The organism is Stenotrophomonas bentonitica, from assembly GCF_002887735.1.
GTDB classification, from domain to species: domain Bacteria; phylum Pseudomonadota; class Gammaproteobacteria; order Xanthomonadales; family Xanthomonadaceae; genus Stenotrophomonas; species Stenotrophomonas bentonitica_A.
Genome location: NZ_PKQP01000007.1, coordinates 93,032 through 117,189, shown reverse-complemented (window position 1 = coordinate 117,189; position 24,158 = coordinate 93,032). Strand labels below are relative to the sequence as shown.

At 66.7% G+C, this 24,158-nt stretch carries 20 protein-coding genes; 19 read left to right on the top strand and 1 reads right to left on the bottom strand.

The genetic code is table 11. From position 1 onward, the window contains the following. Positions 1-44 precede the first annotated feature (44 nt). From tsf to C0R07_RS13855, 17 genes are all read left to right on the top strand, one after another. A complete protein-coding gene (tsf, locus tag C0R07_RS13935; RefSeq protein ID WP_019184396.1) occupies positions 45-923 on the top strand; it encodes a translation elongation factor Ts in 879 nt (292 codons plus the stop codon). Positions 924-1,115: 192 nt separating this feature from the next. Beyond that, positions 1,116-2,615 (top strand): GGDEF domain-containing protein, encoded by a 1,500-nt coding sequence (locus tag C0R07_RS13930; RefSeq protein ID WP_070473279.1) that lies wholly within the window; start codon positions 1,116-1,118, stop codon positions 2,613-2,615. Between the two features lie 133 nt (positions 2,616-2,748). Then, positions 2,749-3,477 (top strand): UMP kinase, encoded by a 729-nt coding sequence (gene pyrH / locus C0R07_RS13925; protein ID WP_019184398.1) that lies wholly within the window; start codon positions 2,749-2,751, stop codon positions 3,475-3,477. 99 nt (positions 3,478-3,576) lie between these two features. Then, a complete protein-coding gene (gene frr / locus C0R07_RS13920; RefSeq protein ID WP_046272044.1) occupies positions 3,577-4,134 on the top strand; it encodes a ribosome recycling factor in 558 nt (185 codons plus the stop codon). A gap of 41 nt (positions 4,135-4,175) precedes the next feature. After that, positions 4,176-4,910 carry a polyprenyl diphosphate synthase gene (gene uppS / locus C0R07_RS13915; protein ID WP_087947514.1) on the top strand — a complete coding sequence of 245 codons (735 nt, stop codon included), beginning with the start codon at positions 4,176-4,178 and terminating at the stop codon, positions 4,908-4,910. Next, entirely contained in the window at positions 4,907-5,731 is an 825-nt protein-coding gene (locus tag C0R07_RS13910; RefSeq protein ID WP_070473281.1) for a phosphatidate cytidylyltransferase, read from the top strand. The genes uppS and C0R07_RS13910 overlap by 4 nt, the downstream gene beginning before the upstream one ends. A gap of 2 nt (positions 5,732-5,733) precedes the next feature. Next, entirely contained in the window at positions 5,734-6,924 is a 1,191-nt protein-coding gene (locus C0R07_RS13905) for a 1-deoxy-D-xylulose-5-phosphate reductoisomerase (protein ID WP_102789181.1), read from the top strand. A gap of 34 nt (positions 6,925-6,958) precedes the next feature. Then, positions 6,959-8,317 carry an RIP metalloprotease RseP gene (gene rseP, locus C0R07_RS13900; protein ID WP_102789229.1) on the top strand — a complete coding sequence of 453 codons (1,359 nt, stop codon included), beginning with the start codon at positions 6,959-6,961 and terminating at the stop codon, positions 8,315-8,317. Positions 8,318-8,390: 73 nt separating this feature from the next. After that, a complete protein-coding gene (gene bamA, locus C0R07_RS13895; protein ID WP_070426936.1) occupies positions 8,391-10,757 on the top strand; it encodes an outer membrane protein assembly factor BamA in 2,367 nt (788 codons plus the stop codon). A gap of 482 nt (positions 10,758-11,239) precedes the next feature. After that, positions 11,240-12,262 (top strand): UDP-3-O-(3-hydroxymyristoyl)glucosamine N-acyltransferase, encoded by a 1,023-nt coding sequence (gene lpxD / locus C0R07_RS13890; protein ID WP_046272048.1) that lies wholly within the window; start codon positions 11,240-11,242, stop codon positions 12,260-12,262. Further along, the gene (gene fabZ / locus C0R07_RS13885) at positions 12,259-12,714 is read left to right on the top strand and encodes a 3-hydroxyacyl-ACP dehydratase FabZ (protein WP_019184406.1); all 456 of its coding nucleotides are present in this window, start codon (positions 12,259-12,261) and stop codon (positions 12,712-12,714) included. The genes lpxD and fabZ overlap by 4 nt, the downstream gene beginning before the upstream one ends. 19 nt (positions 12,715-12,733) lie before the next feature. Further along, the gene (gene lpxA / locus C0R07_RS13880; protein WP_102789180.1) at positions 12,734-13,525 is read left to right on the top strand and encodes an acyl-ACP--UDP-N-acetylglucosamine O-acyltransferase; all 792 of its coding nucleotides are present in this window, start codon (positions 12,734-12,736) and stop codon (positions 13,523-13,525) included. A gap of 59 nt (positions 13,526-13,584) precedes the next feature. Beyond that, a complete protein-coding gene (gene lpxB / locus C0R07_RS13875; RefSeq protein ID WP_428991910.1) occupies positions 13,585-14,802 on the top strand; it encodes a lipid-A-disaccharide synthase in 1,218 nt (405 codons plus the stop codon). Then, positions 14,799-15,461: a ribonuclease HII gene (locus tag C0R07_RS13870; RefSeq protein WP_070473288.1), complete on the top strand. Its 663-nt coding sequence runs from the start codon at positions 14,799-14,801 to the stop codon at positions 15,459-15,461. Before lpxB ends, C0R07_RS13870 begins: the two co-directional genes overlap by 4 nt. Before the next feature lie 203 nt (positions 15,462-15,664). Beyond that, positions 15,665-19,246 carry a DNA polymerase III subunit alpha gene (gene dnaE / locus C0R07_RS13865; RefSeq protein WP_070473290.1) on the top strand — a complete coding sequence of 1,194 codons (3,582 nt, stop codon included), beginning with the start codon at positions 15,665-15,667 and terminating at the stop codon, positions 19,244-19,246. A 35-nt stretch (positions 19,247-19,281) separates the two neighbouring features. Beyond that, positions 19,282-20,154 carry a hypothetical protein gene (locus tag C0R07_RS13860; protein WP_102789178.1) on the top strand — a complete coding sequence of 291 codons (873 nt, stop codon included), beginning with the start codon at positions 19,282-19,284 and terminating at the stop codon, positions 20,152-20,154. Positions 20,155-20,267: 113 nt separating this feature from the next. Then, complete coding sequence (locus C0R07_RS13855) at positions 20,268-21,227, top strand: acetyl-CoA carboxylase carboxyltransferase subunit alpha (protein ID WP_019184412.1); 960 nt, start codon at positions 20,268-20,270, stop codon at positions 21,225-21,227. 222 nt (positions 21,228-21,449) lie between these two features. On the opposite strand, the gene C0R07_RS13850 is transcribed toward C0R07_RS13855, so the two are convergent. Beyond that, positions 21,450-21,905 carry a CopD family protein gene (locus C0R07_RS13850; RefSeq protein WP_102789177.1) on the bottom strand — a complete coding sequence of 152 codons (456 nt, stop codon included), beginning with the start codon at positions 21,903-21,905 and terminating at the stop codon, positions 21,450-21,452. 160 nt (positions 21,906-22,065) lie between these two features. On the opposite strand from C0R07_RS13850, the gene C0R07_RS13845 reads away from it, so the two are divergent. Continuing rightward, on the top strand, positions 22,066-22,662 hold the full coding sequence (locus C0R07_RS13845) for a class I SAM-dependent DNA methyltransferase (protein ID WP_046272054.1): 597 nt from the start codon (positions 22,066-22,068) through the stop codon (positions 22,660-22,662). Positions 22,663-22,719: 57 nt separating this feature from the next. Continuing rightward, the gene (locus tag C0R07_RS13840) at positions 22,720-24,075 is read left to right on the top strand and encodes a polyhydroxyalkanoate depolymerase (protein ID WP_172838054.1); all 1,356 of its coding nucleotides are present in this window, start codon (positions 22,720-22,722) and stop codon (positions 24,073-24,075) included. Positions 24,076-24,158 lie beyond the last annotated feature (83 nt).

Here is a 24,158-nt window from a genome sequence, read left to right as displayed (position 1 = left end):
GGCCACCATGCCGGCCCAACCCCTTTCTTTCGTGAGGAAATCCCGTGGAAATCACTGCTTCCCTGGTCAAGGAACTGCGCGAGCGCACTGGCGCCGGCATGATGGAGTGCAAGAAGGCACTCGTCGAAAACGGCGGCGACATCGACGCCTCGGCCGAATGGCTGCGCAAGTCCGGCCTGGCCAAGGCCGACAAGAAGGCTGACCGCGTGGCTGCCGAAGGCATCATCGTGGCGGCCCAGGACGGCGGCAAGGCCGTGCTGGTCGAAGTCAACTCGGAAACCGACTTCGTCGCCAAGGACAGCAACTTCCTGGACTTCACCAAGGCTGTTGCTGCCACCGCGCTGAGCTCGGGCGCTGCCGACATCGACACCCTGAAGGCCGCCAAGCTGCCGTCCGGCGAGACGATCGAAGAAGCCCGCGCCGCCGTCATCGCCAAGGTTGGCGAGAAGGTCGACGTGCGTCGCATCGTGCGCCTGGAATCGACCAACAACGTCGCTGCCTACGTGCACGGCGGCCGCATCGGCGTGCTGGTCGAGCTGGCCGGTGGCAACGAAGAGCTGGCCCGTGGCCTGGCCATGCACGTGGCTGCCATGAACCCGCCGCACAACAAGGCCGCCGATGTGCCGGCCGAGTTCGTTGCCAAGGAAAAGGAAATCGAACTGGCCAAGATGTCCGACAAGGACAAGTCCAAGCCGGCCGATATCCTGGAAAAGATCATCAGCGGCAAGATCGCCAAGATCGTCAACGAAGTGACCCTGTACGGCCAGCCGTACGTGCTGGACACCAACCAGTCGGTCGAGCAGGTCCTCAAGGCCGCCGGCGCCGACGTGGTCGGCTTCCAGCGTCTGGCGGTCGGCGAAGGCATCGAGAAGGTGGTGGAAGACTACGCCGCCGAAGTGATGAAGCAGGCCGGCCTGGCCTGATCTTCACCGCTCGAATGTGTTACGAAAGAAGCCGCGGACTCCGCGGCTTCTTTTTTTTGTCCACTGGCTTTGCTTTGTGTGCCGGATCAGGGCAATACTCCCAAACCGATCTGCCGCGTCAACGCAAGAAATCAAGGACGAAACTGTGATGCACCTCAGGTATTCTTGCCCCAACATACTGACAACCCCGCCATGCCTCCCGAGCTGACAGCCGCCCTGGCGCTCTGCCGCAACCTGCCCTCCCCGCCCGGTATTGCCCTGCGCATCATCGAACTGGCGCAGGATCCGGAAGCGGACATCACCACCGCCGCCGACATCATCGCCATCGACATGGCGTTGAGTGCCCGCATGCTGCGCATCGCCAATTCGCCGCTGTATGCCAGCCGCCGCCGGATCGAGAATCTCGGCCAGGCGCTGACGATGCTCGGCCTGAATGCCACGGTCAGCCTGGCCCTCGGCTTCACCGTGACCCAGAACCTGACCGCCGCCGGCGACGGCCAGGACCTGCGCGAGCGCGCGTGGCGCCGCAGCATCCTCAGCGCCCTGGCCGCCAGCCTGCTGGGGCAGGCGCGCGGCCTGCGCAAAGCCGAAGAGCTGATGCTGGCCGGCCTGCTGCAGGATATCGGCGTACTGGCACTGGCCCAGGCGCAACCGGACACCTACCTGCCGCTGCTGCGCCAGGCCACCGACAACGGCGCGCTGGTCGCCCTGGAGCGCGAACACCTGCAGTGCAGCCACGCCGACGTCGGCGCGTGGGTCGCCGAGGAATGGGGCCTGCCGCGCTACCTGGTGGACAGCATCGCGCACAGCGAATCGCCCGCCACCGGCGATGACAATTTCCAGAACTGCGTCGCCCTGTCCGGCGCGGTGGCCGATATCTGGCTCGGCACCGATGCCGATGCCGCGCGCGAGCACGCCCTGCAGCAGGTGCATGACACGCTCGGCCTGGACAGCGCCCAGTTCGACCAGGTCCTGGCCCGCATCGGTGAATCGCTGCCGGACATCAGCACCCTGTTCGAGACCCCGCTGTTCTCGCCCTCGCGCGTGCAGCAGCTGATCGACCATGCCCAGGAGCTGGCCACCCTGCGCAACCTGCGCGAGATGCAGGACGCCGCCCTGGCCCGCAAGCGGGCGGATGAATTCGAAGCGCGCGCCAACCGGCTGGCCGAACAGGCGCACCGTGACGCCCTCACCGGCGTGCTCAACCGCCGCCAGCTGGAAGCCGTGCTCGAGCAGGAATTCCTGCGCGCCACCCGGCATGGCTGGCCGCTTTCGGTCGCCTTCATCGACCTGGACGACTTCAAGAAGATCAACGACGCCCATGGCCACCTGATGGGTGACCAGGTGCTGCGCATGTTCGCCACCAAGCTGCAGGAGCAGCTGCGCAACAGCGACACGGTGGCCCGCTTCGGCGGCGAGGAATTCATCGCGCTGCTGCCCAACACCACCGAGCCGGTCGCGCTGGAAGTGGTGCGCCGGGTCCTGGCCAGCATCGTCAACACGCCGATGGCCGAAGTCGCCAGCGGCCCGCTGTTCGTGACCTTCTCGGCAGGCGTGGCGACCCAGGGGGGCTATGAGCGTTTCGCCGATGTCCAGGATCTGCTCAAGGCCGCCGACGACGTGCTGTACCGCTCCAAGAACCTGGGCCGCAACCGGGTCATCGCGCGCTCGCCCAGCACCGCACCGGCCTGAGCGTTACCCCCGCGCGGGGCCGTCATCACGGCCCCCACAGCGCCCCCATGCGCCGCACCGCAGCAAATTTATGCTGCCCGATGGCCCGGCTTCCAGTAGAATCCGGGCGTTTTCCACGCACCCAGAGATCGCCATGTCAAAGCTCGCCTATCGCCGCATCCTGTTGAAAGTTTCCGGGGAGGCGCTGATGGGAGACGAGGACTACGGCATCGACCCCAAGGTGATCCACCGCCTCGCCCGTGAGGTGATGGAAGCCCAGGCGGCCGGCGCCGAAGTGGCCCTGGTGATCGGCGGCGGCAATATCTTCCGCGGCGCCGGCCTGGCCGCAGGCGGCATGGACCGGGTCACCGGCGACCAGATGGGCATGCTCGCCACGGTGATCAACGCGCTGGCCATGCAGGACGCCCTGGAAAAGCTGGGCGCCAAGGCCCGCGTGATGAGCGCGATCAAGATCAACGACGTCTGCGAGGATTACATCCGCCGCCGCGCCATCCGCCACCTGGAAAAGGGCCGCCTGGTGATCTTCGCCGCCGGCGTCGGCAGCCCGTTCTTCACCACCGATTCCGGCGCTGCCCTGCGCGCGATCGAGATCGGCGCGGACCTGCTGCTGAAGGCCACCAAGGTCGACGGCGTGTACGACAAGGACCCGAACAAGTACAGCGACGCGGTCCGTTTCGACAGCCTGACCTACGACGAAGTGATCCGCCGGGGCCTGGAAGTGATGGATACCGCCGCCTTCGCGCTGGCCCGCGACAGCGACCTGCCGCTGCGCGTGTTCGACATGGGCCAGCCGGGCGAGCTGCTCAAGATCCTGCACGGCGACAACATCGGCACCCTGGTCCAGGGCCGCGACAACGCCTGAGCCTGAGCGGCGCCCCACGCCGGGCGCCCTGAACGGCCCGGAAAGGGTCGGTATTCGCCTATAATCGCCCGATTCCCAGTTACATCCAGGATTCGGGCGATGCTCAACGAAATCAAGCAGGACGCGCAGACGCGCATGGCAAAGAGCATCGATGCTCTGAAGCACACCCTCACCTCCATCCGCACCGGCCGTGCTTCCCCGGCCCTGCTGGACCGCATCACCGTCAAGGCCTACGGCACCGACACCCCCCTGAACCAGGTCGCCTCGATCAGCGTTTCCGAGGGCCACTCGCTGGTCATCACGCTGTTCGACAAGGGCATGATCAAGGACGTCGAGAAGGCGATCTACGCCTCCGATCTGGGCCTGACCCCGAACGTGGCCGGCACCGTCATCCGCCTGAACCTGCCGCCGCCGACCGAAGAGCGCCGCAAGGAGCTGGGCAAGCAGGTCCAGAAGGAAGGCGAAGGCGCCAAGATCGCCATCCGCAACATCCGCCAGGACGCCAACAAGGCGATCGCCAACCTGATCAAGGACAAGGCGATCAGCGAAGACGACAAGAAGCGCGGCGAAGATGACATCCAGAAGCTGACCGACAAGTCCATCAAGGACGTCGACAGTGTGGTCGCCGAGAAAGAAAAGGAACTGATGGCGGTCTGAGCCCCATGTCCCAGGCCCCGACCAGCGGCACTGCCGCGCCCATGCCGCGCCACGTCGCCATCATCATGGATGGCAACGGGCGTTGGGCACAGAAGCGTCGTCGCCCGCGCGTGATCGGCCATCGTGCCGGCGCGCGCGCGGTCAACCGCACCATCGATTTCTGCCTCGACAACGGCATCGCCGCATTGACCCTGTTCGCCTTCTCCAGTGAAAACTGGGGCCGGCCGACCGATGAGGTCGATGCGTTGATGAAGCTGTTCCTCAATGCGCTCGACCGCGAAGTGGACGAGTTGCATCGCCGTGGCGTGCGCGTGCGTTTCATCGGCGAGCGCGAGCGCTTCGGCGCCGGGCTGGTCAGCCGCATGCAGCTGGCCGAGCAACGCACCGCCGACAACCGTGCGATGACCCTGAGCATCGCCGCCAGCTATGGTGGCCGCCAGGACATCGCCCGCGCCGCACGCGAACTGGCCGCCGAGGTCGCGGCCGGCCGCCTGCTGCCCGAGCAGATCGACGAAGCGATGCTCAGCAGCCGCGTGGCCCTGGCAGACCTGCCGCCGCCGGACCTGTTCATCCGCACCGGTGGCGACACCCGCATCAGCAATTTCCTGCTCTGGCAGCTGGCTTACACCGAACTGTGGTTCACCGACGTACTGTGGCCCGAGTTCGACGCCGCCGTCCTGCAGCAGGCGATCGACGCCTATGCTTCGCGTGAACGCCGTTTCGGCCTGACCAGCGCCCAGATCGCCGCCTTGGCCACCGAGACCTCTTCCCCATGACCAAGACCCGAGTCATCGCCGCGCTGATCATGGCGCCGGTCGCCATCCTCGCCATCCTGATGCTGCCGACCCAGTGGCTGGCCGCTGCCGCTGCCGCGGTGTTCCTGATCGGCCTGTGGGAATGGCTGAAGCTGGCCGACGTGGAAGACACCCTGGCCCGCACCATCCTGCTGGTGCTGAACCTGGTGCTGATGGTGCTGATCGTGTGGGCCGATGCCGGCTCGCTGGTGCTGTACCAGATCGCCGCGCTGGTCGGCATCGGGTGGTGGTTGCTAGCCCTGCTGTGGCTGCGCTTCTTCAACTTCGGCGCCAGCCCCAGCAGCCCGGCGCGTGCCCTCAAGCTGCTCGCCGGCACCCTGGCGATCGTGCCGGCCTGGGCATCGCTGGTGCTGATCCATGCCAGTGGCGAGAACGGCCACCTGTGGCTGCTGACCGCGCTGGCCGTGGTCTGGGCCGCCGATTCGGGCGCCTATTTCGCCGGCCGCACCTTCGGCCGCACCAAGCTCGCCCCGCGGATCAGCCCCAACAAGACCTGGGAAGGTCTCGGCGGCGGCATGGTCGCCGGCCTGATCGTGGCCCTGGGCTTCGGCTGGCTGGCCGGGATCGACAGCGGCCACCTGATCGGCCTGATCATCACCGCCGTGGTGACCGTGTTCGCCTCGGTGCTGGGCGACCTGTACGAAAGCCTGATCAAGCGCCACGCCGGTGCCAAGGACTCGGGCCACATCATCCCGGGCCATGGCGGCGTGCTCGATCGTATCGACGGCGTCCTTGCCGCCCTGCCGGTGTTCGCACTCGGCAAGGAAATCTTCGGGTTCTAACCATGGCCAGCGCTTCCGCCCCCCGCCAGGTCGCCGTGTTCGGCGCCACCGGTTCGATCGGCGCATCCGCGCTGGACGTGATCGCACGCCATCCGGACCGCTACCAGGTCACTGTGCTCGCCGCCGGCCGCCAGGTCGATGCGCTGGTTGCCCTGTGCGCCGTGCATCGCCCGGCCCATGCCGTGATCGCCGATGAATCGCGGTACGCCGCCCTGCGTGACGGCCTGCGTGACGCCGGCCTGGCCACCCAGGCCCATGCCGGCGCCGGGGCGCTGGACCAGCTGGCCGCCAGCGATGTCTGCGACACGCTGGTCGCGGCGATCGTCGGCGCGGCCGGACTGTCCTCGACCCTGGCCGCCGCCGCGGCCGGCAAGCGGATCCTGCTGGCCAACAAGGAATCGCTGGTGCTGGCCGGCGAGCTGCTGATGCGCCAGGCCGCTGCCGCCGGGGCCGAGATCATCCCGATCGACAGCGAGCACAGCGCGATCTTCCAGTGCCTGCGTTCGCGCGATGCCAGCCTGGACGGTGCCGGCGTGCGCCGGATCATCCTGACCGCCTCCGGGGGCCCGTTCCGTGGCCGTACCCGCGAACAGCTGGCCCAGGTCACCCCGGCCCAGGCCGTGGCGCACCCGAAGTGGTCGATGGGCCCGAAGATCTCGGTCGATTCGGCGACGTTGATGAACAAAGGGCTGGAAGTCATCGAAGCCCACCACCTGTTCGGCGTGCCGGGCGAGCGTATTGACGTCCTGGTCCACCCGCAGAGCCTGGTGCATTCGCTGGTCGAGTTCGTCGACGGCTCGACCCTGGCCCAGCTGGGCCTGCCCGACATGCGCACCACCCTGGCCGTCGGCCTGGGCTGGCCGCAGCGCATTGAATCCGGGGTCGGCGGGCTGGACCTGCTGACCCAGGGTCGGCTGGATTTCGAAGCCCCGGACACCGAGGCGTTCCCCTGCCTGAAGCTCGCCTGGCAGGCCATGGCCGCCGGCGGGACCGCCCCGGCGATCCTCAATGCCGCCAACGAAGTCGCGGTTTCAGCGTTTCTTCAGGGGCGGGCAGCTTTCCTTGCCATTCCAGCGCTGGTCGCTAACGCTCTGTCAACACTGTCCAGCGAGTCCGCCGATACACTGGAGGGCCTGCTGACCGCCGATCAGCGCGCCCGCCAGATCACCCAAGCCGCCATCGACCACGCCTGAATGCCCCACACGCCCCCTTACAGTGCTGATCACCATGGGTGATTTCATCGGATCCGTCTGGTGGATGATCGTCAGCCTTGGCCTGCTGGTGACCTTCCACGAGTTCGGTCACTACTGGGTGGCCCGCCGTTGCGGGATCAAGGTGCTGCGCTTCTCTGTCGGGTTCGGCAAGCCGCTGTGGTCGCGCCGCAACCGGGCCGGCACTGAATTCGCGATCGCCGCCATTCCGCTGGGCGGCTACGTGAAGATGCTGGACGAGCGCGAGGTCGAGGTGCACCCGGCCGAGCGCGGTCAGGCCTTCAACCACAAGACCGTGTGGCAGCGGATCGCGGTGGTCGCCGCCGGTCCGGCCGCCAACCTGATCCTGTGCATCGCCCTGCTGTGGGCGATGTTCGTGATCGGGAAACAGGATTATTCGGCCACCATCGGCCGCACCACCGGCATGGCCCAGACCGCTGGCCTGCAGGCCGGCGACCGTGTGGTCAAGGTCGATGGCCGCAGCGTGGCCACCGCCGGCGAGGCCAGCATGGCGCTGACCACGGCGGCGATGGATCGTCACGATGCAAAGGTCGAGGTCCTCGACGGTCTGGACCAGGTGCGGACCCGCACCCTGCCGCTGTCGCAGCTGCCGGCCGGCTTCGATGAACGCCGCGTGCCCCAGCTGACCGGGTTGAGCTGGCAGTTCTGGCTGCAGCCGGCGCTGGTGGACAAGGTCCTGCCCGACGCAGCCGCCCAGGGCGTGCTGGTGCCGGGCGACCTGATCGTGGCCGTGGACGGCCAGCGTATCGAAGGTGCCGACCAGGTGCCGGCGCAGATCGCCGCGCTCGGCCAGCGTGGCGGCCCCGGCATGATCGACGTCCTGCGCGGCGGCGAGCGGCTGGCGCTGGAGATCACCCCCCGCCAGGGCGTGGACGGCCGTGGCCAGCCGACCTGGCAGATCGGCATCGGTTTCCCGGAGACCCACGCCCCGGCCTACGACGCCGAACTCAAGTTCGGGCCGTTTGCGGCAGTGCCCGTGGCCCTGCGCGAAACCGCCCGGATGGCGGGCGATTCACTGGGGATGATGCGCCGCATCGTCACCGGCAATGCCTCGCTGCAGAACATCTCCGGCCCGGTCACCATTGCCCGGGTCGCCAACGTCTCGGCCAAACGCGGCCTGGACTGGTTCCTGTATTTCCTGGCCCTGCTGTCGCTGAGCCTGTGCATCATCAACCTGTTGCCCATCCCCATCTTGGACGGCGGGCACCTGCTGTATTACCTTATCGAGTTGGTCAAGGGCAGCCCGCTGAGCGAGCGCGCCATGGCTGCCGGGCAGTATGTGGGCCTGGCGCTGCTGGCCGGGCTGATGGGATTGGCGTTCTACAACGACATCCTCGGCCTGGTCCCGCGATGAACTTTTTTCCTTTTGTCGTCGTCTTATGCGCCGGCATCCCGCAATGTTGAAATCGACTCCAACCGGACGTGACATGACGCGACTCCCCAATCGCCGCCTGCTGGCCCTCGCACTCGTTGCCGGTTTCGGCGCGCCCGCCCTGGCGCAGGCAGCCGAGCCCTTCACCGTCAGCGACATCCGCGTGGATGGTCTCCAGCGCATCACCTCCGGTACCGTGTTCACCTACCTGCCGGTGGAACGTGGCGACACCATCACCGACAACAAGGTCGGTGAAACCATCCGTGCGCTGTACAAGACCGGCTTCTTCGAAGACGTCCAGCTCAACCGCCAGGGCGACATCCTCGTGGTCACGGTCAAGGAACGCCCGGCGATCAACAAGTTGACCGTCACCGGCAACAAGGACATCAAGAGCGACCAGCTGCTCAAGGGCCTGAGCGACATCGGCCTGACCGAGGGCGGCACCTTCGACCGCCTGAGCCTGGACCGCGTGACCCAGGAACTGCGCCGCCAGTACAACGACCGTGGCAAGTACAACGTGGACATCACCCCGACGGTGAGCCCGCTGGACCGCAACCGCGTGGACATCGCCATCGCGATCAAGGAAGGCAAGGCCGCCAAGATCCAGCACGTCAACCTGGTCGGCACCGAGAAGTTCCCCGCCAAGGACATCCTGGAAACCTGGGAATCCAAGGAGCACAACTGGGCCTCGTGGTACCGCCGCGATGACCAGTACTCCAAGGAAAAGCTGTCCGGCGACCTGGAAAAGCTCAACGGCTGGTACCTGGACCGCGGCTACGTGGATTTCAGCATCGATTCCACCCAGGTCTCGATCAGCCCGGACAAGCGCGACATGTTCATCACCGCCGGCGTGACCGAGGGTGAGCAGTACAAGATCTCCGAGATCAAGGTCACCGGCGACACCATCCTGCCGCAGGAAGATGTCGAGCGCATGGTGATCCAGAAGTCCGGCGACACGTTCTCGCGTGCGCTGCTGGAATTCAGCTCGGACCAGATCACCAATTCGCTGTCCAACATCGGCTACGCCTTCGCCAAGGTGAACCCGATCCCGACCAGCAACCGTGCCGACCGCACGGTGGCCATCAACATGCAGGTCGTTCCCGGCCCGCGCGTGTCGGTGCGCCGCATCACCTTCAAGGGCAACACCCGCACCTCCGACGAAGTGCTGCGTCGTGAAATGCGCCAGTTCGAGAACAGCTGGTACTCCCAGGCTGCGATCGACCGCTCCAAGATCCGCCTGCAGCGCCTGGGCTACTTCGAATCGGTGGACGTGGAAACGCCGCCGGTCACCGGCAGCAACGACCAGGTCGACGTGGTCTACAACGTCAAGGAAACCACCTCGGGCAGCTTCGTGTTCGGCCTGGGCTATTCGCAGTCCTACGGCATGACCACCTCGGTGCAGCTGTCGCAGAACAACTTCCTCGGCGGCGGCAACCGCGTGTCGGTCGAAGCCTCGCGCAGCAGCTACCTGCAGCGCTACGGCTTCAGCTACACCAACCCGTACTTCACCGATGACGGCGTCTCGCTGGGCTACAACCTGTCCTGGCGCGAACTGGATTACTCCGACTTCAACACCGCGCAGTACAACAGCACCAACGGTGCCGCGCAGGTGGTGTTCGGCGTGCCGATCACCGAGAACGACACCGTCTCGCTGATGGTGGGCATCGACAGCAACCAGATCACCACCTACCAAGGCTCGACCCCGCAGGCGATCATCGATTACATCGACGCCATCGGCCAGCGCACGTTTCATTCCTGGCGCACCGAGCTGGGCTGGGCGCGCGATACCCGCAACGACTACTTCATGCCGACCCGCGGTACCTACCAGCGCGTGGGCCTGGAAACCACGCTGCCGGGCTCGACCGTCGAGTACTACAAGCTGAACTACCAGTTCTCCAAGTACTGGCCGATCATCCCGCAGCTGGTCATCAACACCCGCGCCGAAGTCGGCTACGGCGACAGCTACGGCAATGACACCACCCGCGTGATCACCAACCCGGATGGCAGCACCCGCGTGGTGACCGCCTCGGGCCTGCCGTTCTACGAGAACTTCTACGCCGGTGGTACCAACTCGGTGCGCGGCTTCGAGGACAACACCCTCGGCCCGCGTTCGGAACCGACCCTGAGCTACAACCGCGGCCAGCCGCTGGGTGGCTCGCTGAAGACCGTCGGTTCGGTCGAAGCCTACTTCCCGCGCCTGTTCGACAGCCCCTCGGCCCGCATCTCGGCCTTCGTGGACTTCGGCAACGTCTACAACGGCGTGGACAACTTCAAGGCCAACGAACTGCGCGTCTCCACCGGTGTGGCCCTGCTGTGGCGCGCCCCGGTCGGCCCGATCTCGATCAGCTACGCCTTCCCGTTGAAGAAGGAAGATGGCGACGAAGTCGAGCGTCTGCAATTCACGTTCGGCGGTCAGTTCTGACCGCCTAACGTGAATTGCCCAAGGTTTGCGCAGCAAACCTTGGGGCCCAACGATTCCTCCTATCCCCCGCGCCGTCGGCGCGGCCCCCTTGACAGAAGGGGGCCTCTCCACCAGACGCGGTACGCATTCGCCGGGCTTTGCCCGGCGTTTTCGTTTTGGCGCTGGGAGCGATCATGGCTCCGTGCCGATCGGGGTTCGAACCGATCATGGATCGGTGCCGCTTTGGGGTGGCACTGGTCGTTCGATGCCGCTCTGGGTAGGTGCCGACCGTTGGTCGGCACGAACGTCCGGGATCAATGCGAGCCGGCCAGCGGCCGGCACTACCCTGCCGCGCGCGGGTTGAACCATCGGGGTCCGTGGGGGCTGTCCGCCACGGAGCCGCGCGATCGCCCCGGATGCGCCGGGCCGCAACAAACCGCCCACCACACCCCGGAACCCCCGCCCCGCATGACCGTTTCGGCATCACACGGTAAACTCCCCCGGTGAACACTCCTACCTATACCGCCCAGCAACTCGCCGAGCAGTTTGGCCTGCAGGTCCATGGTGATGGCAGCACCGCCATCCATGGCGTGGCTACGCTCGCCCATGCCGGCCCCGGCCAGCTCACCTTCCTGGCCAACCCGCGCTACCGCGCGCAGCTGGCCGACAGCCAGGCCGCCATCGTCGTGCTGCGTGCCGAGGATGCCGAGGCCGCGCCCGGCGCCGCCCTGGTCGCCAAGGACCCGTACACCACCTTCGCCAAGATCGCCGCGCTGTTCGACATCGCACCGCCGCGCGCGCCGGGCATCCATCCCAGCGCCTGCATCGATCCGGACGCCCAGGTCGCCGCCAGCGCCCACATCGGCCCGTTCGTCACCATCGGTGCCCGCAGCGTGGTCGGTGAGAACTGCATCGTCGGCCCCGGCAGCGTGATCGGCGAAGACTGCACCCTGGAGACCGGCTGCGAGCTGATCGCCCGCGTGACCCTGGTCACCCGCGTGAAGCTCGGCAAGCGCGTGCGCATCCATCCCGGCGCCGTGCTCGGTGCCGACGGCTTCGGCCTGGCCATGGATGCCGGCCACTGGATCAAGGTGCCCCAGCTGGGTGGCGTACGCATCGGCGACGACTGCGAAATCGGCGCCAACACCTGCGTGGATCGCGGCGCGCTGGAAGACACCGTGCTGGAAAACGACGTGCGCCTGGACAACCTCGTGCAGATCGCCCACAACGTCCAGATCGGCGCCCACTCGGCCATCGCCGGCTGCACCGGCATCGCCGGCAGCGCCAAGATCGGCCGTTACTGCCTGCTGGGCGGCGCCGTCGGCGTCGTCGGTCACCTCGAAATCTGCGACAAGGTCGTCATCACCGGCAAATCGGTGGTGCGCAACTCCATTCATGAGCCGGGCGAGTACTCCTCCGGCACCCCACTGACCGACAACCGCACGTGGCGCAAGAATGCCGCGCGCTTCAAGCAGCTCGATGCGCTCGCCCGGCGCATCCTGTCTGTGAGCAAGGAGAAGGAATGAGCAACAACCAGAATCTGCCGGACATCAACCAGATCCAGCAGTTGATCCCGCACCGCTATCCGTTCCTGCTGGTGGACAAGGTGATCTCGCTCGATTTCGAGAACCGGAAGATCGTTGCCACCAAGAACGTCAGCATCAACGAGCCGTTCTTCCAGGGCCACTTCCCGGGTCAGCCGATCATGCCCGGCGTGCTGATCATCGAAGCCATGGCGCAGGCCGGTGGCGTACTGACCCAGCTCACCCTGGGCCGCGATGCGCAGTCCAAGCTGTTCTACATGGTCAAGGTCGACAAGGCGCGCTTCAGCAAGCAGGTCGTGCCCGGCGACGTGCTGGAAATGCACGTGGAGATCAAACGCGTGATCCGCAACATGGCGGTGTACGACTGCGTGGCCAAGGTCGATGGCGAAATCGTCGCCTGCGCCGAAGTGCTGTGCGCCGGCACCCGCGAATGATCCAGGCAGGAGATCTGCAATGAGTGACAACACCCCTCTCATCCACCCCACCGCGGTCATCGACCCGTCGGCGTCGCTGGCTGCGGATGTGCGCGTGGGTGCGTTCTGCCTGATCGGCGCGGACGTGGAGATCGGTGCCGGTACCGAGATCGGTCCGCATTGCTCGATCCATGGCCCGACCCGGATCGGTCGCAACAACCGTTTCATCGGCCACGCCGCGATCGGTGGCGAGCCGCAGGACAAGAAGTACAAGGCCGAACGCACGGAGCTGGTGATCGGTGATGACAACGTCATCCGCGAATTCGTCACCATCAACCGCGGCACCGCCGGTGGTGGCGGCATCACCACGGTCGGCAACGACAACTGGATGCTGGCCTACACCCACGTGGCGCATGACTGCCACGTCGGCAACCACTGCGTGTTCTCCAACAACACCACGCTGGCCGGCCACGTCACCGTGGGCGACTACGTGATCATCAGCGGCTTCGCCGGTGCCCACCAGTTCTGCCGCATCGGTGCCCACGCCTTCCTCGGCATGGGCGCGTTGACCAATGGCGACGTTCCACCGTTCACCATGGTCGGCAGCGACAGCCTGGGCCGCCCGCGCGGCATCAACAGCGAAGGCCTCAAGCGTCGCGGCTTCGATGCCGAGCGCATCGCCAGCATCAAACGCGCTTACCGCACCCTGTACGTGGCCGGCCTGCCGCTGGCCGAAGCCAAGGTGCAGCTGGCCGAGCAGGCCAGCCAGAGCGCCGACGTGAAGGACCTGCTGGACTTCATCGAAAGCGCCGAGAGGCCCTTGCTGCGATGACGGGTCCAGGCGGGCACACCCCGGGCATGACGACCGCCGAGATCATTCCGCTCGCTGCGATGGCGACCAGCGTCGAACAGACGCTGGCGCTGCGCACCTCCGACCGGCCGGTGCGCATCGCACTGGTGGCCGGCGAAGCCTCCGGCGATCTGCTCGGTGCCGGCCTGATCCGCGAACTGCGCCTGCGCTTCCCGAATGCCGAATTCGCCGGCATCGGCGGCGATGCCATGCGCAGCGCCGGCTGCCAGACCTGGTTCGATGCCAGCGAACTGGCGGTGATGGGGCTGACCGAAATCCTGCGCCACCTGCCGCGTCTGCTCAAACTGCGCCGCGAGTTCCGCGCGCGTGCGCTGGAGTGGCAGCCGGACGTGTTCATCGGCATCGACGCACCGGACTTCAACCTCGGCGTCGAGCGCTGGCTGAAGGACCGCGGCATCCGCACCGTCCATTACGTCAGCCCTTCCGTCTGGGCCTGGCGTGAGAAGCGGGCCGAGAAGATCGGGGCCAGCGCCGACCTGGTGCTGTGCCTGTTCCCGATGGAACCACCGATCTACGCCAAGCACGGCATCGACGCCCGCTTCGTGGGCCACCCGATGGCCGATGACATCCCGCTGCACAATGATCGCGAACAGGCGCGTGCCGAGCTCGGCCTGCCCTCCAATGCCAAGGTGCTGGCGGTCCTGCCGGGCAGCCGCCTGGGCGAGATCGGCAAGCTCGGCGAGCCGTTCTTCGAAGCCGCCTGGCAGGTCTCCGAACGCATTCCCGGCCTGCACGTGGTGGTGCCGGCGGCCAACGCCGCCTGCCGCCAGCTGATCAGCGAACAGCTCTCCGCCTCGGCCCTGCCGGTCGCCCATTCGCACCTGCTCGACGGCAACGCGCGTACCGCGATGATCGCCGCCGACGTGGTCGTGCTCGCGTCCGGTACCGCCACCCTGGAGACGATGCTGGTCAAGCGCCCGATGGTGGTCGGCTACCGCGTGGCCGAACTCACCTACCGCATCGTCAAAGCGCTGGGCCTGCTCAAGGTCGACCGCTTCGCCCTGCCCAACATCCTGGCCGGCAAGGACCTTGCCCCGGAACTGATGCAGCACGACTGCACGCCGGACAAACTGGCCGCCGCGATCCTGCAGTGGTTCGACCACCCCCAGCGCGTGATCGACCTGCACGACACCTACGAACGCCTGCACCTGCAACTGCGCCGCGATGCCTCCGCACGCGCCGCCGACGCGGTGACCGACCTGCTCGAACGCGGTCCCAACGGCGGTCGCGCCGCATGAGCCGTCGCCACGCCGCTGCCGCCTCGCTGGCCCTGTTCGACGGCGCCGCCCTGGCCACCGTCGCCCCGCGCTACGTGGCCGGCGTGGATGAAGCCGGCCGCGGCCCCCTGGCCGGCCCGGTCGCCGTCGCCGCCGTCGTATTCTGCCCCGACCGACCGCGCCTGAACGGCCTGGACGACTCCAAGCAGCTCACCGCTGCCCGCCGCGACCAGCTCTACGACAAGATCCTGGACCGCGCCCTGGCCTGGCACGTGGTGATGGTGGACGTCGGCGAAATCGACACGCTCAACATCTACCAGGCCACGATGCTCGGCATGCGCCGGGCCGTCGAAGGCGTCGCCCACGTCGCCCAGTTCGCCCGCATCGACGGCAACGTGGTCCCCAAGGGCCTGCCCTGCCCGGCCCAGGCGTTGATCGGCGGCGATGCCCTGGACCGCGCCATCATGGCCGCCTCGATCCTGGCCAAAGTCAGCCGCGACCGCTTCATGCAGCGCCTGCACGACGCCCATCCCGAGTACGGCTTCGACCAGCACAAGGGCTACGGCACCCCGGCCCACCTCGCCGCCCTGCGCAGCCACGGCCCCTGCCCCCAGCACCGGCGCAGCTTCGCCCCCGTGCGCGCGTGCCTGGAACCTGCGCTGAGCAGCCTCCCCGCCTGAGCGCTGCCATGGCCGGACGGCACCCGGCACCACAGCGCTGGACATACGGGGGTTGCCCGCCACCGCGCATCGGCCAGCGGTGGCGTCGGATGCCCCGGCAAACCTGAACCCCAGCGCCCGCGCGCGCCCCCGCAACACCCCTGTCAAGCCTTGTTAGCGTCCACCACCACCGCTACCCTGACCGGGCATCACATTGGTTCGGCATGTCCACTTCCCGTTTCGTACATCTCCACGTCCACACCGAATTTTCGCTGGCGGATTCGACCATCCGTGTCCCGGCGAAGCCGGATCAGGCTGACCCGAAAAAAGCCAAGCAGGCCAACCTGCTCAGCCGCGCGGTCGAACTGAAGCTGCCTGCACTGGCAGTGACGGATCTCAACAACCTGTTCGCGCTGGTCAAGTTCTACAAAGCCGCCGAAACCGTGGGCATCAAGCCCATCGCCGGCGCGGACATCATGATCGCCGAAGAAGGCATGACGCCCTGGCGCATGACCCTGCTCTGCCGCGACCGCGAAGGCTACCTCAGCCTCTCCAGGCTGCTCACCCGCGCCTGGATGGAAGGCCACCGCCCCGAAGGCGGCGTCGCTGTGCACCCGGAGTGGCTCAAAGCCGGCTGCCACAACCTGTTTGCACTGGCCGGCCGCGACAGCCTTGCCGGCCGCCTGGCCGGCGATGGCCGCCATGACCTGGCCGAGCAGCAACTGGCCGACTGGCAGCGCGTGTTCGGTGATGGCCTGCACCTGGAGCTGACCCGTACCGGCCGCGACGGCGAAGAAGCCTTCAACCAGTTCGCCCTGCAGGCCGCCGGCCAGCGCGGCCTGCCGGTGATCGCCAGCAACGATGTGCGCTTCCTGCAGCCGGAAGACTTCAACGCCCACGAAGCCCGCGTGTGCATCTCCTCCGGCCGCGTGCTGGACGACCCCAAGCGCCCGCGCGACTACAGCGACCAGCAGTACCTGAAGTCCGCCGAGGACATGTGCGCGCTGTTTGCCGACATCCCCGACGCGATCGACAACACGCTCGCGCTGGCCGAGCGCTGCAACATCGAAATGCGCCTGGGCACCTACTTCCTGCCCAACTACCCGGTGCCCGAGGACGAAACCCTCGACAGCTGGATCTGCAGCGAATCGCGCAAGGGCCTGGAAGCGCGCCTCGAAAAGAATCCGCTGGCGCCGGGCAAGACCCGCGCCGATTATTTCGAGCGCCTCGAGTTCGAACTGGCCACCATCATCAAGATGGGCTTCCCCGGCTACTTCCTGATCGTGGCCGACTTCATCCAGTGGGGAAAGAACCAGGGCATTCCGATCGGCCCCGGCCGCGGTTCCGGTGCCGGCTCGCTGGTCGCCTGGGCGCTGCAGATCACCGATCTGGATCCGATCCCGTACAACCTGCTGTTCGAGCGCTTCCTCAATCCCGAACGCGTGTCGATGCCCGACTTCGACATCGACTTCTGCATGGACCGCCGCGACGAGGTCATCGACTACGTCGCGCGTAAATACGGGCGTGACCGGGTCAGCCAGATCATCACCTACGGCACCATGGCGGCCAAGGCCGTGGTGCGCGATTCCGGCCGCGTGCTCGGCTTCCCGTACGGCCTGGTCGACGGCGTTTCCAAGCTGATCCCGAACATCCTGGGCATTTCGCTCAAGGATGCGATGGGTGAAGGCAAGGATTCGGAAATGGCCTCGCCGGAGCTGATCCAGCGCTACCAGAACGAAGACGACGTCCGCGACCTGATCGATCTGGCCCGCCAGCTCGAAGACCTCACCCGCAACGCCGGCAAGCACGCCGGTGGCGTGGTGATCGCGCCCGAGCCGCTGGCCGAATTCTGCCCGCTGTTCGCCGAACACGACGAAGGCGGCCGCGGCCGCAACCCGGTTACCCAGTTCGACAAGAACGACGTCGAAGAAATCGGCCTGGTGAAGTTCGACTTCCTCGGCCTGCGCACGCTGACGATCATCGACTGGGCGGTCAAGGCGATCAACAAGCGCCATGAACGCGCCGGCATCCCGCCGGTGGACATCACCGCGCTGCCGCTGGATGACGTGCCCACCTACAAGGACATCTTCGCCAACGGCAACACCGGCGCGGTGTTCCAGTTCGAATCCTCGGGCATGCGCCGCCTGCTCAAGGACGCGCGCCCCGACCGCTTCGAAGACCTCATCGCGCTGGTGTCGCTGTATCGCCCCGGCCCGATGGACCTGATTCCCTCCTTCAACGCGCGTAAGCACGGGCAGGAAGAAATCATCTACCCCGATCCGCGCACCGAAGCGATCCTGAAAGACACCTACGGCATCATGGTGTACCAGGAGCAGGTGATGCAGATGGCGCAGATCGTGGGCGGTTACTCGCTCGGCGGCGCCGACCTGCTGCGCCGTGCGATGGGCAAGAAGGTGCCGGCCGAAATGGCCAAGCACCGCGAGATCTTCCGCGAAGGTGCGGCCAAGGACGGCGTCGTCGAAGCCAAGGCCGACGCGATCTTCGACCTGATGGAGAAGTTCGCCGGCTACGGCTTCAACAAGTCGCACGCCGCCGCCTACGCGCTGGTCAGCTACCAGACCGCCTGGCTCAAGCGCCATTACCCGGCCGAGTTCATGGCCGCGACGCTGTCCTCGGACATGGACAACACCGACAAGGTGGTCGGCTTCCTCGCCGAAGTGCGCAACCTCGGCCTGACCGTGCTGCCGCCGCGCGTGAACGAATCGGCCTACATGTTCGAAGCCTCCAGCGCCGACACCATCGTGTACGGCCTGGGCGCGATCAAGGGCGTCGGCCAGGGCGCCTGCGAAGCGATCGTGGAGGAGCGCCAGCGTGGCGGCCGCTATGCATCGCTGCTGGATTTCTGCATGCGCGCCGAGTCCGGCAAGCTCAACCGCCGCACGCTCGAAGCGATGATCAACTGCGGCGCGATGGACGGGCTCGGCAAGAACCGCGCCTCGCTGATGCTGCAGCTGCCCGAAGTGCTCAAGGCCACCGACCAGATGGCACGCGAGAAGGCCTCCGGCCAGAACTCGCTGTTCGGTGCGCCCGATCCGGTCACCACCGCGATGCAGCTGGAACTGCCCGAAGCCAAAGAGTGGGCGCTGGGCCAACTGCTGGAAGGCGAACGCGAAACGCTGGGTTTCTACCTCAGCGGCCACCCGTTCGATCCCTACGCCGATGACGTCAAGGATCTGGTCGGCACCGACCTGGGCATGCTCGAGAAGCTGATCCCGCCGGCACGCCCGAGCAAGGATGGCGAGAAGCGTGCCTGGCGCCAGGAAACCCCGGTGATCCTCGCCGGCCTGGTGGTCGGGGTGCGCCGCAAGGGCGAGAGCCAGATCTTCATGCAGCTCGAAGACGGCAAGGGCCGCGTGGAGTGCAGCGCCTTCACCGATGGCCTGGCCGAGTTCGGCCACCTGATGACCAAGGACCGCATCCTGGTGGTCAAGGGTGGCCTGCGCGAAGACGAGTTCAACGGTGGCTACGCGCTGCGCATCCGCCAGGTCTGGGATTACGAAGACATCTGCGCCAACTACGCCACGCGCCTGTCGCTGCGGCTGGACCTGCGCCAGGACGGCGCCGTGTGGAACCGCATCAACGCCCTGCTCGACCGCCATCGCCCGGGCCGCACGCCGCTGCGCCTGGACCTGCTGCTCGGCTCGGCGCAGGGCCCGGTGGCGGGCATGCTCGATGTGGCCGGTGAGATCGCCGTGCGCGTGGACAGCCAGCTGGTCGATGCGCTGCGCGCCGACCCTGCGGTGCGCACGGTGAAAGTGCGCTACAGCCCGCCCTGGGCGAACTGATTCTTTTTTTTCTGTTGCAACACAGGTGTTTTGTTTTGATCAAGCGTTTTACCGGGCTGCTGATCGCAGCCGCTGCCCTCACCGGCTGTTCCAGCCCCGCCCAGACGTTCGAGATCGACAACCCGGGCGATACCCCGCTGACCCTGCGCATCGATGGCAACGAACTGCCGATCGCCGCGCACGCCTCGCGCCCGGTCAAGCTCAAGCCCGGTGAACATCATCTGCAGACCGAACGCCTCGGCGACGTGCGCTTCATCGTCTACGCCAAGGGCAAGGGTGGCCTGATCAACCCGACCCTGGCCGAGTACGTGATCGCCAACGAGATCTACGTCACCGGCGAAGACAAGCTGAAGAACTTCGGCGACCTCAACAACCAGATCGAGCTGGGCGGCGTCAACTTCGAGGGGCCGTACCAGAGTACCCACGCGCTGTTCATCGACAAGACGTGGACCTTCGGCGTCCACGAGCCGTTCCCCGAAGAGCAGACCGTGATGCACGTGGACGCCAGCGGCGGCCGGATCAACGCCAAGATCTTCACGGCCCCGGCCTTCATCGACTATGTCGAAGACCACCTGGGCGACCCCGGCGTCTATGTACGCCACCAGCCCAAGGGCTATGTCGCGCCCACCTACACGCTGGAAGCCGCTCCGACCGCCCTGCCCGCGCTGGACCCGGCCTTCGAGGCCCATGCCGGCCCGCTGCGCGAGCTGTACACCCGCTACCTGCATGCCACCACCGCCGATGCGCAGCTGCAGCTCCAGCAGGAGGCCTTCCAGGCGCAGATGGCCTTCACCGCCGCGACCGCCACGCTGGGCTCGGGCCTGCCCAAGGAGGCCAACGAGGGCTACAACACCTTCGTGCAGACCCGCAGCAGGCTGATGGGCAGTGCGGCGCTGGTCGTGCCCTGACCTGACTGGCGCCCCTGGCCCCGCTGCGCTACCGTCGGTTTCCAGACGACGGCGTACGGGGCTTTTCGGCGCATTCGGCTACACTTTCCCTCTTTTCTTCACGACGGTTTCCGATGAATCCGAACTACCTCGACTTCGAGCAACCCATCGCTGATCTGGAGGCGAAGATCCAGGAACTGCGCAGCGCCAGCGCCGGACCTGCGGTCAATGTCGAGGCCGAGGTCAATGCCCTGCAGGACAAGCTGCGGGTGCGCACCGCGCAGATCTTCCGCAACCTGACCTCCTGGCAGGTCCTGCAGCTGGCCCGGCATCCGTCCCGCCCGTACACCGAGGACTACATCCGCATCATCTGCGATGAGTTCCAGGAACTGGCCGGCGACCGCGCCTTCGCCGACGACAAGGCGATCATCGGCGGCCTGGCCCGTATCGGTGGCCGCTCGGTGATGCTGATCGGCCATCAGAAGGGCCGCGACACCAAGGAAAAGATCAAGCGCAACTTCGGCATGCCCAAGCCGGAGGGCTACCGCAAGGCGCTGCGCCTGATGAAGATGGCCGAACGCTTCGGCCTGCCGGTGCTGACCCTGATCGACACCGCCGGTGCCTGGCCGGGCATCGACGCCGAATCGCGCGGCCAGTCCGAAGCGATCGCACGCAACCTGATGGAAATGGCCGAACTGAAGGTGCCGGTGGTCTGCACCGTGATCGGTGAAGGCGGCTCCGGTGGCGCACTGGCGCTGGGCGTGGGCGACCGCACCGTGATGCTGGAATACAGCGTCTACTCGACCATCAGCCCGGAAGGCTGCGCCTCGATCCTGTGGAAGGACCCGGCCAAGGCCAAGGATGCCGCCGAACAGCTCGGCCTGACCGCCCCGCGCCTGAAGAGCCTGGGCCTGGTGGACAAGGTCGTGCGTGAGCCCACCGGCGGCGCCCACCGCAACCCGAACCAGATGGCCAAACGCCTGAAGGCCGTGCTGCTCAACGAGCTGGACGTGCTGGAGAAGCTGCCGGTCGATGAGCTGCTGCAGAAGCGTTACGAGCGCCTGCGCAGCTACGGGACCTACGAAGTAGCCTGACCGGGCTGCGGCGGAAACGAAAAAGCCGGACGCGCGAGCGCCCGGCTTTTTTTGTGCTGCACGCCGGCGGGCTGGCTCGGCGGTCGTGCCGGCCGCTGGCCGGCTCCTCCGTTATCCGGCATCCCCGGCATCCCGGTGAGCCGGCCAGCGGCCGGCACTACCCGGTTTCGCACGCGGGTCCGAGGTAGTTGGCCTGCGGCCGGCACCACCGCTGCGGATCGCTTAGAACGGCTTGGCGATCACCAGCCACACCACGCCGATGAACAGCACCAGCGGCAGTTCGTTGAACCAGCGCAGCGCGCGCGAGGACGGCAGCACCCCGCCCTTCACCGCGCCTTTCAACAGCCGGCCGGTCCACGAGTAGTACACCAGCAGCAGCACCACCAGGCCGAGCTTGGCATGCAGCCAGCCTGCCGCACCGGGGGCGACCATGGTCGGGAAGTCCGGAATCACGCGATAGCCCAGCCACAGCACCACGCCCAGGATCAGCGCAAGGCCGAACATCATGTGCCCGAACCTGTACAGGCGCAGGCCCATCAGCTGCAGCCGCTCGGTCACCGGCAGCTGGCCGGCGGTCTCGCTGAGGTTGACCAGGATCCGGGGCAGATAGAACACCGCCGCCATCCATGCCACCACGAACAGCAGGTGGAAGGTCTTGACCCAGTAATAGGACTGCATGCGCTTGCTCCCGCGGCTGGCGTAGGTTGGCCGCCATTCTCGCATGCCCGGTTGCGCCGCCCCACGGGTGGCCGACGCGACCCTTCGCCGCACCCCGGCTGCGCATCCGCGCGCGCCACACCGTACGATAGGCGCCGCTTTCGCCCACCTGCAGATCCCCATGGACAAAACCTACGACGCCGCCTACTTCCAGCGCTGGTACCAGCCCGACCAGACCGGTGGCGCCGCGCGCCTGGCGCGCAAGGTGGCACTCGCCGTGGCCAGTGCCGAGTACTACCTGGAACGCCCGATCCGCAGCGTGCTGGATATCGGCTGCGGCGAAGGCGCCTGGCGTGCGCCGCTGCTCAAGCTGCGTCCGCGCGTGCAGTACCTTGGGTTCGACAGCAGCGATTACGCGGTGCATCGCTACGGCCGCAGCCGCAACCTGCACCCGGCCAGGGTCGGCGATTTCGCCTGGCTGCGTCCGTGCGCGCCGGTCGATCTGCTGATCTGTTCGGATGTGATGCACTACGTGCCCAGCCGCGAACTGCGCCCGGCCTTGGAAGGCTTCGCCGAACTCACCGCCGGCGTCGCGTTCCTGGAGGCGTTCACCGCCGAGGATGACTTCGATGGCGACCATGAAGGCTTCCAGGCCCGTCCGGCGCGCTGGTACCGCAGCCAGCTCAAGCGGGTCGGATTCACCGCGTTGGGCTCGCATTGCTGGTTGTCGCCCGCACTGTCCGGACAGGCGGCGGCACTGGAACGCGGCGCGCCTTGAGTCTCTATAACAATTGAGACAGCCCCCGCATTAACGCGCCCGCGCGACGGGTGCGCTATGCTGCGCGGCAACATAAGACCATACATATCGGACGTCATGCTATATCAGCTGCATGAGTTGACCCGCAACCTGCTCGCCCCGTGGGTGCACCAGGCCCAGGCCAACGCGAAGTTCTTCGCCAATCAAGGTCATTGGTGGTCGCAGATGCCCGGCGCGGATCGCCTGGCCGCTGTGAACGAGCTGTTCCACCGCATTGGCAAGGATTACGAGAAGCCCGAATGGGGCATCAACGAGATCGACGTCGAGGGCGAGCGCGTCCCGATCGTCGTCCACGAAGAGGTCAGCAAGCCGTTCTGCAAGCTGCTGCGCTTCAAGCGCCACAGCAATGAAGCCGACCAGCTGCACACCATGCTCAACCAGCCGTTCGTGCTGGTGGTGGCGCCGCTGTCCGGCCACCACGCCACGCTGTTGCGCGATACCGTGCGCACCCTGTTGCGCGACCACCGCGTGTATGTGACCGACTGGGTCGATGCGCGCATGGTGCCCGGCAGCGAAGGCGAGTTCGGGCTGGAGGATTACATCGCCTATGTGCAGGAATTCATCCGCCACCTCGGCGCGGAAAAACTGCACGTGGTCAGCGTCTGCCAGCCGACCGTGCCGGTGCTCGCCGCCGTCTCGCTGATGGCCAGCCGTGGTGAAGCCACGCCGCGTTCGCTGGTGATGATGGGCGGCCCGATCGATGCGCGCTGCAGCCCGACCGCGGTCAACAACCTGGCCACGCAGAACCCGATGTCGTGGTTCGAAAACAACGTCATCCACACCGTGCCGGCCACCTTCCCGGGTGCAGGCCGCCGCGTGTATCCCGGCTTCCTGCAGCATGCCGGTTTCCTCTCGATGAACCCGAGCCGCCATTTCAGTTCGCACTGGGATTTCTATGCCGACCTGGTCAAGGGCGACATGGAAGATGCCGACGCGCACCGGCGTTTCTACGACGAGTACAACGCTGTGCTCGACATGCCGGCCAAGTACTACCTCGATACCATCCGCGTGGTCTTCCAGGAGTTCCTGCTGCCGCGCGGCGAGTGGTACGTGCAGGGGGAACGGGTGGATCCCAGCGCGATCACCGGCACCGCGCTGCTGAGCATCGAAGGCGAGCTGGACGATATCGCCGGCCTTGGCCAGACCGAAGCGGCGCAGGAACTGTGCACCGGCATTCCGGCTGCGCACCGCGAGCATTTCATCGTGGAAGGCGCCGGCCATTACGGCATTTTCAGCGGCCGCCGCTGGCGCGAAACCGTCTACCCGAAGGTGCGTGATTTCTTCGCCGCCCATGCGCAGACCGTGGCCAGCAAGCCGAAGAAGGCCGCGAAGATCGCGAGCAACGTGACGCCGCTGCGGCGTAAAGCCGGCTGACGCCAGCGCGATATGCGGTAGTGCCGGCCGCTGGCCGGCACTACCGGATCCTCGGGTTCTGCAGCGCCGGTAGGTGACGACCG

Coding starts and splice junctions, on each gene's coding strand:
- dnaE (WP_070473290.1), top strand. CDS start 15,665: ATGTCCACTTCCCGTTTCGTACATCTCCACGTCCACACCGAATTTTCG.
- C0R07_RS13845 (WP_046272054.1), top strand. CDS start 22,066: ATGGACAAAACCTACGACGCCGCCTACTTCCAGCGCTGGTACCAGCCC.
- C0R07_RS13905 (WP_102789181.1), top strand. CDS start 5,734: ATGGCCAGCGCTTCCGCCCCCCGCCAGGTCGCCGTGTTCGGCGCCACC.
- C0R07_RS13855 (WP_019184412.1), top strand. CDS start 20,268: ATGAATCCGAACTACCTCGACTTCGAGCAACCCATCGCTGATCTGGAG.
- bamA (WP_070426936.1), top strand. CDS start 8,391: ATGACGCGACTCCCCAATCGCCGCCTGCTGGCCCTCGCACTCGTTGCC.
- pyrH (WP_019184398.1), top strand. CDS start 2,749: ATGTCAAAGCTCGCCTATCGCCGCATCCTGTTGAAAGTTTCCGGGGAG.
- lpxB (WP_428991910.1), top strand. CDS start 13,585: ATGGCGACCAGCGTCGAACAGACGCTGGCGCTGCGCACCTCCGACCGG.
- uppS (WP_087947514.1), top strand. CDS start 4,176: ATGCCGCGCCACGTCGCCATCATCATGGATGGCAACGGGCGTTGGGCA.
- C0R07_RS13870 (WP_070473288.1), top strand. CDS start 14,799: ATGAGCCGTCGCCACGCCGCTGCCGCCTCGCTGGCCCTGTTCGACGGC.
- frr (WP_046272044.1), top strand. CDS start 3,577: ATGCTCAACGAAATCAAGCAGGACGCGCAGACGCGCATGGCAAAGAGC.
- rseP (WP_102789229.1), top strand. CDS start 6,959: ATGGGTGATTTCATCGGATCCGTCTGGTGGATGATCGTCAGCCTTGGC.
- C0R07_RS13930 (WP_070473279.1), top strand. CDS start 1,116: ATGCCTCCCGAGCTGACAGCCGCCCTGGCGCTCTGCCGCAACCTGCCC.
- fabZ (WP_019184406.1), top strand. CDS start 12,259: ATGAGCAACAACCAGAATCTGCCGGACATCAACCAGATCCAGCAGTTG.
- C0R07_RS13840 (WP_172838054.1), top strand. CDS start 22,720: ATGCTGCGCGGCAACATAAGACCATACATATCGGACGTCATGCTATAT.
- C0R07_RS13910 (WP_070473281.1), top strand. CDS start 4,907: ATGACCAAGACCCGAGTCATCGCCGCGCTGATCATGGCGCCGGTCGCC.
- C0R07_RS13850 (WP_102789177.1), bottom strand. CDS start 21,905: ATGCAGTCCTATTACTGGGTCAAGACCTTCCACCTGCTGTTCGTGGTG.
- lpxA (WP_102789180.1), top strand. CDS start 12,734: ATGAGTGACAACACCCCTCTCATCCACCCCACCGCGGTCATCGACCCG.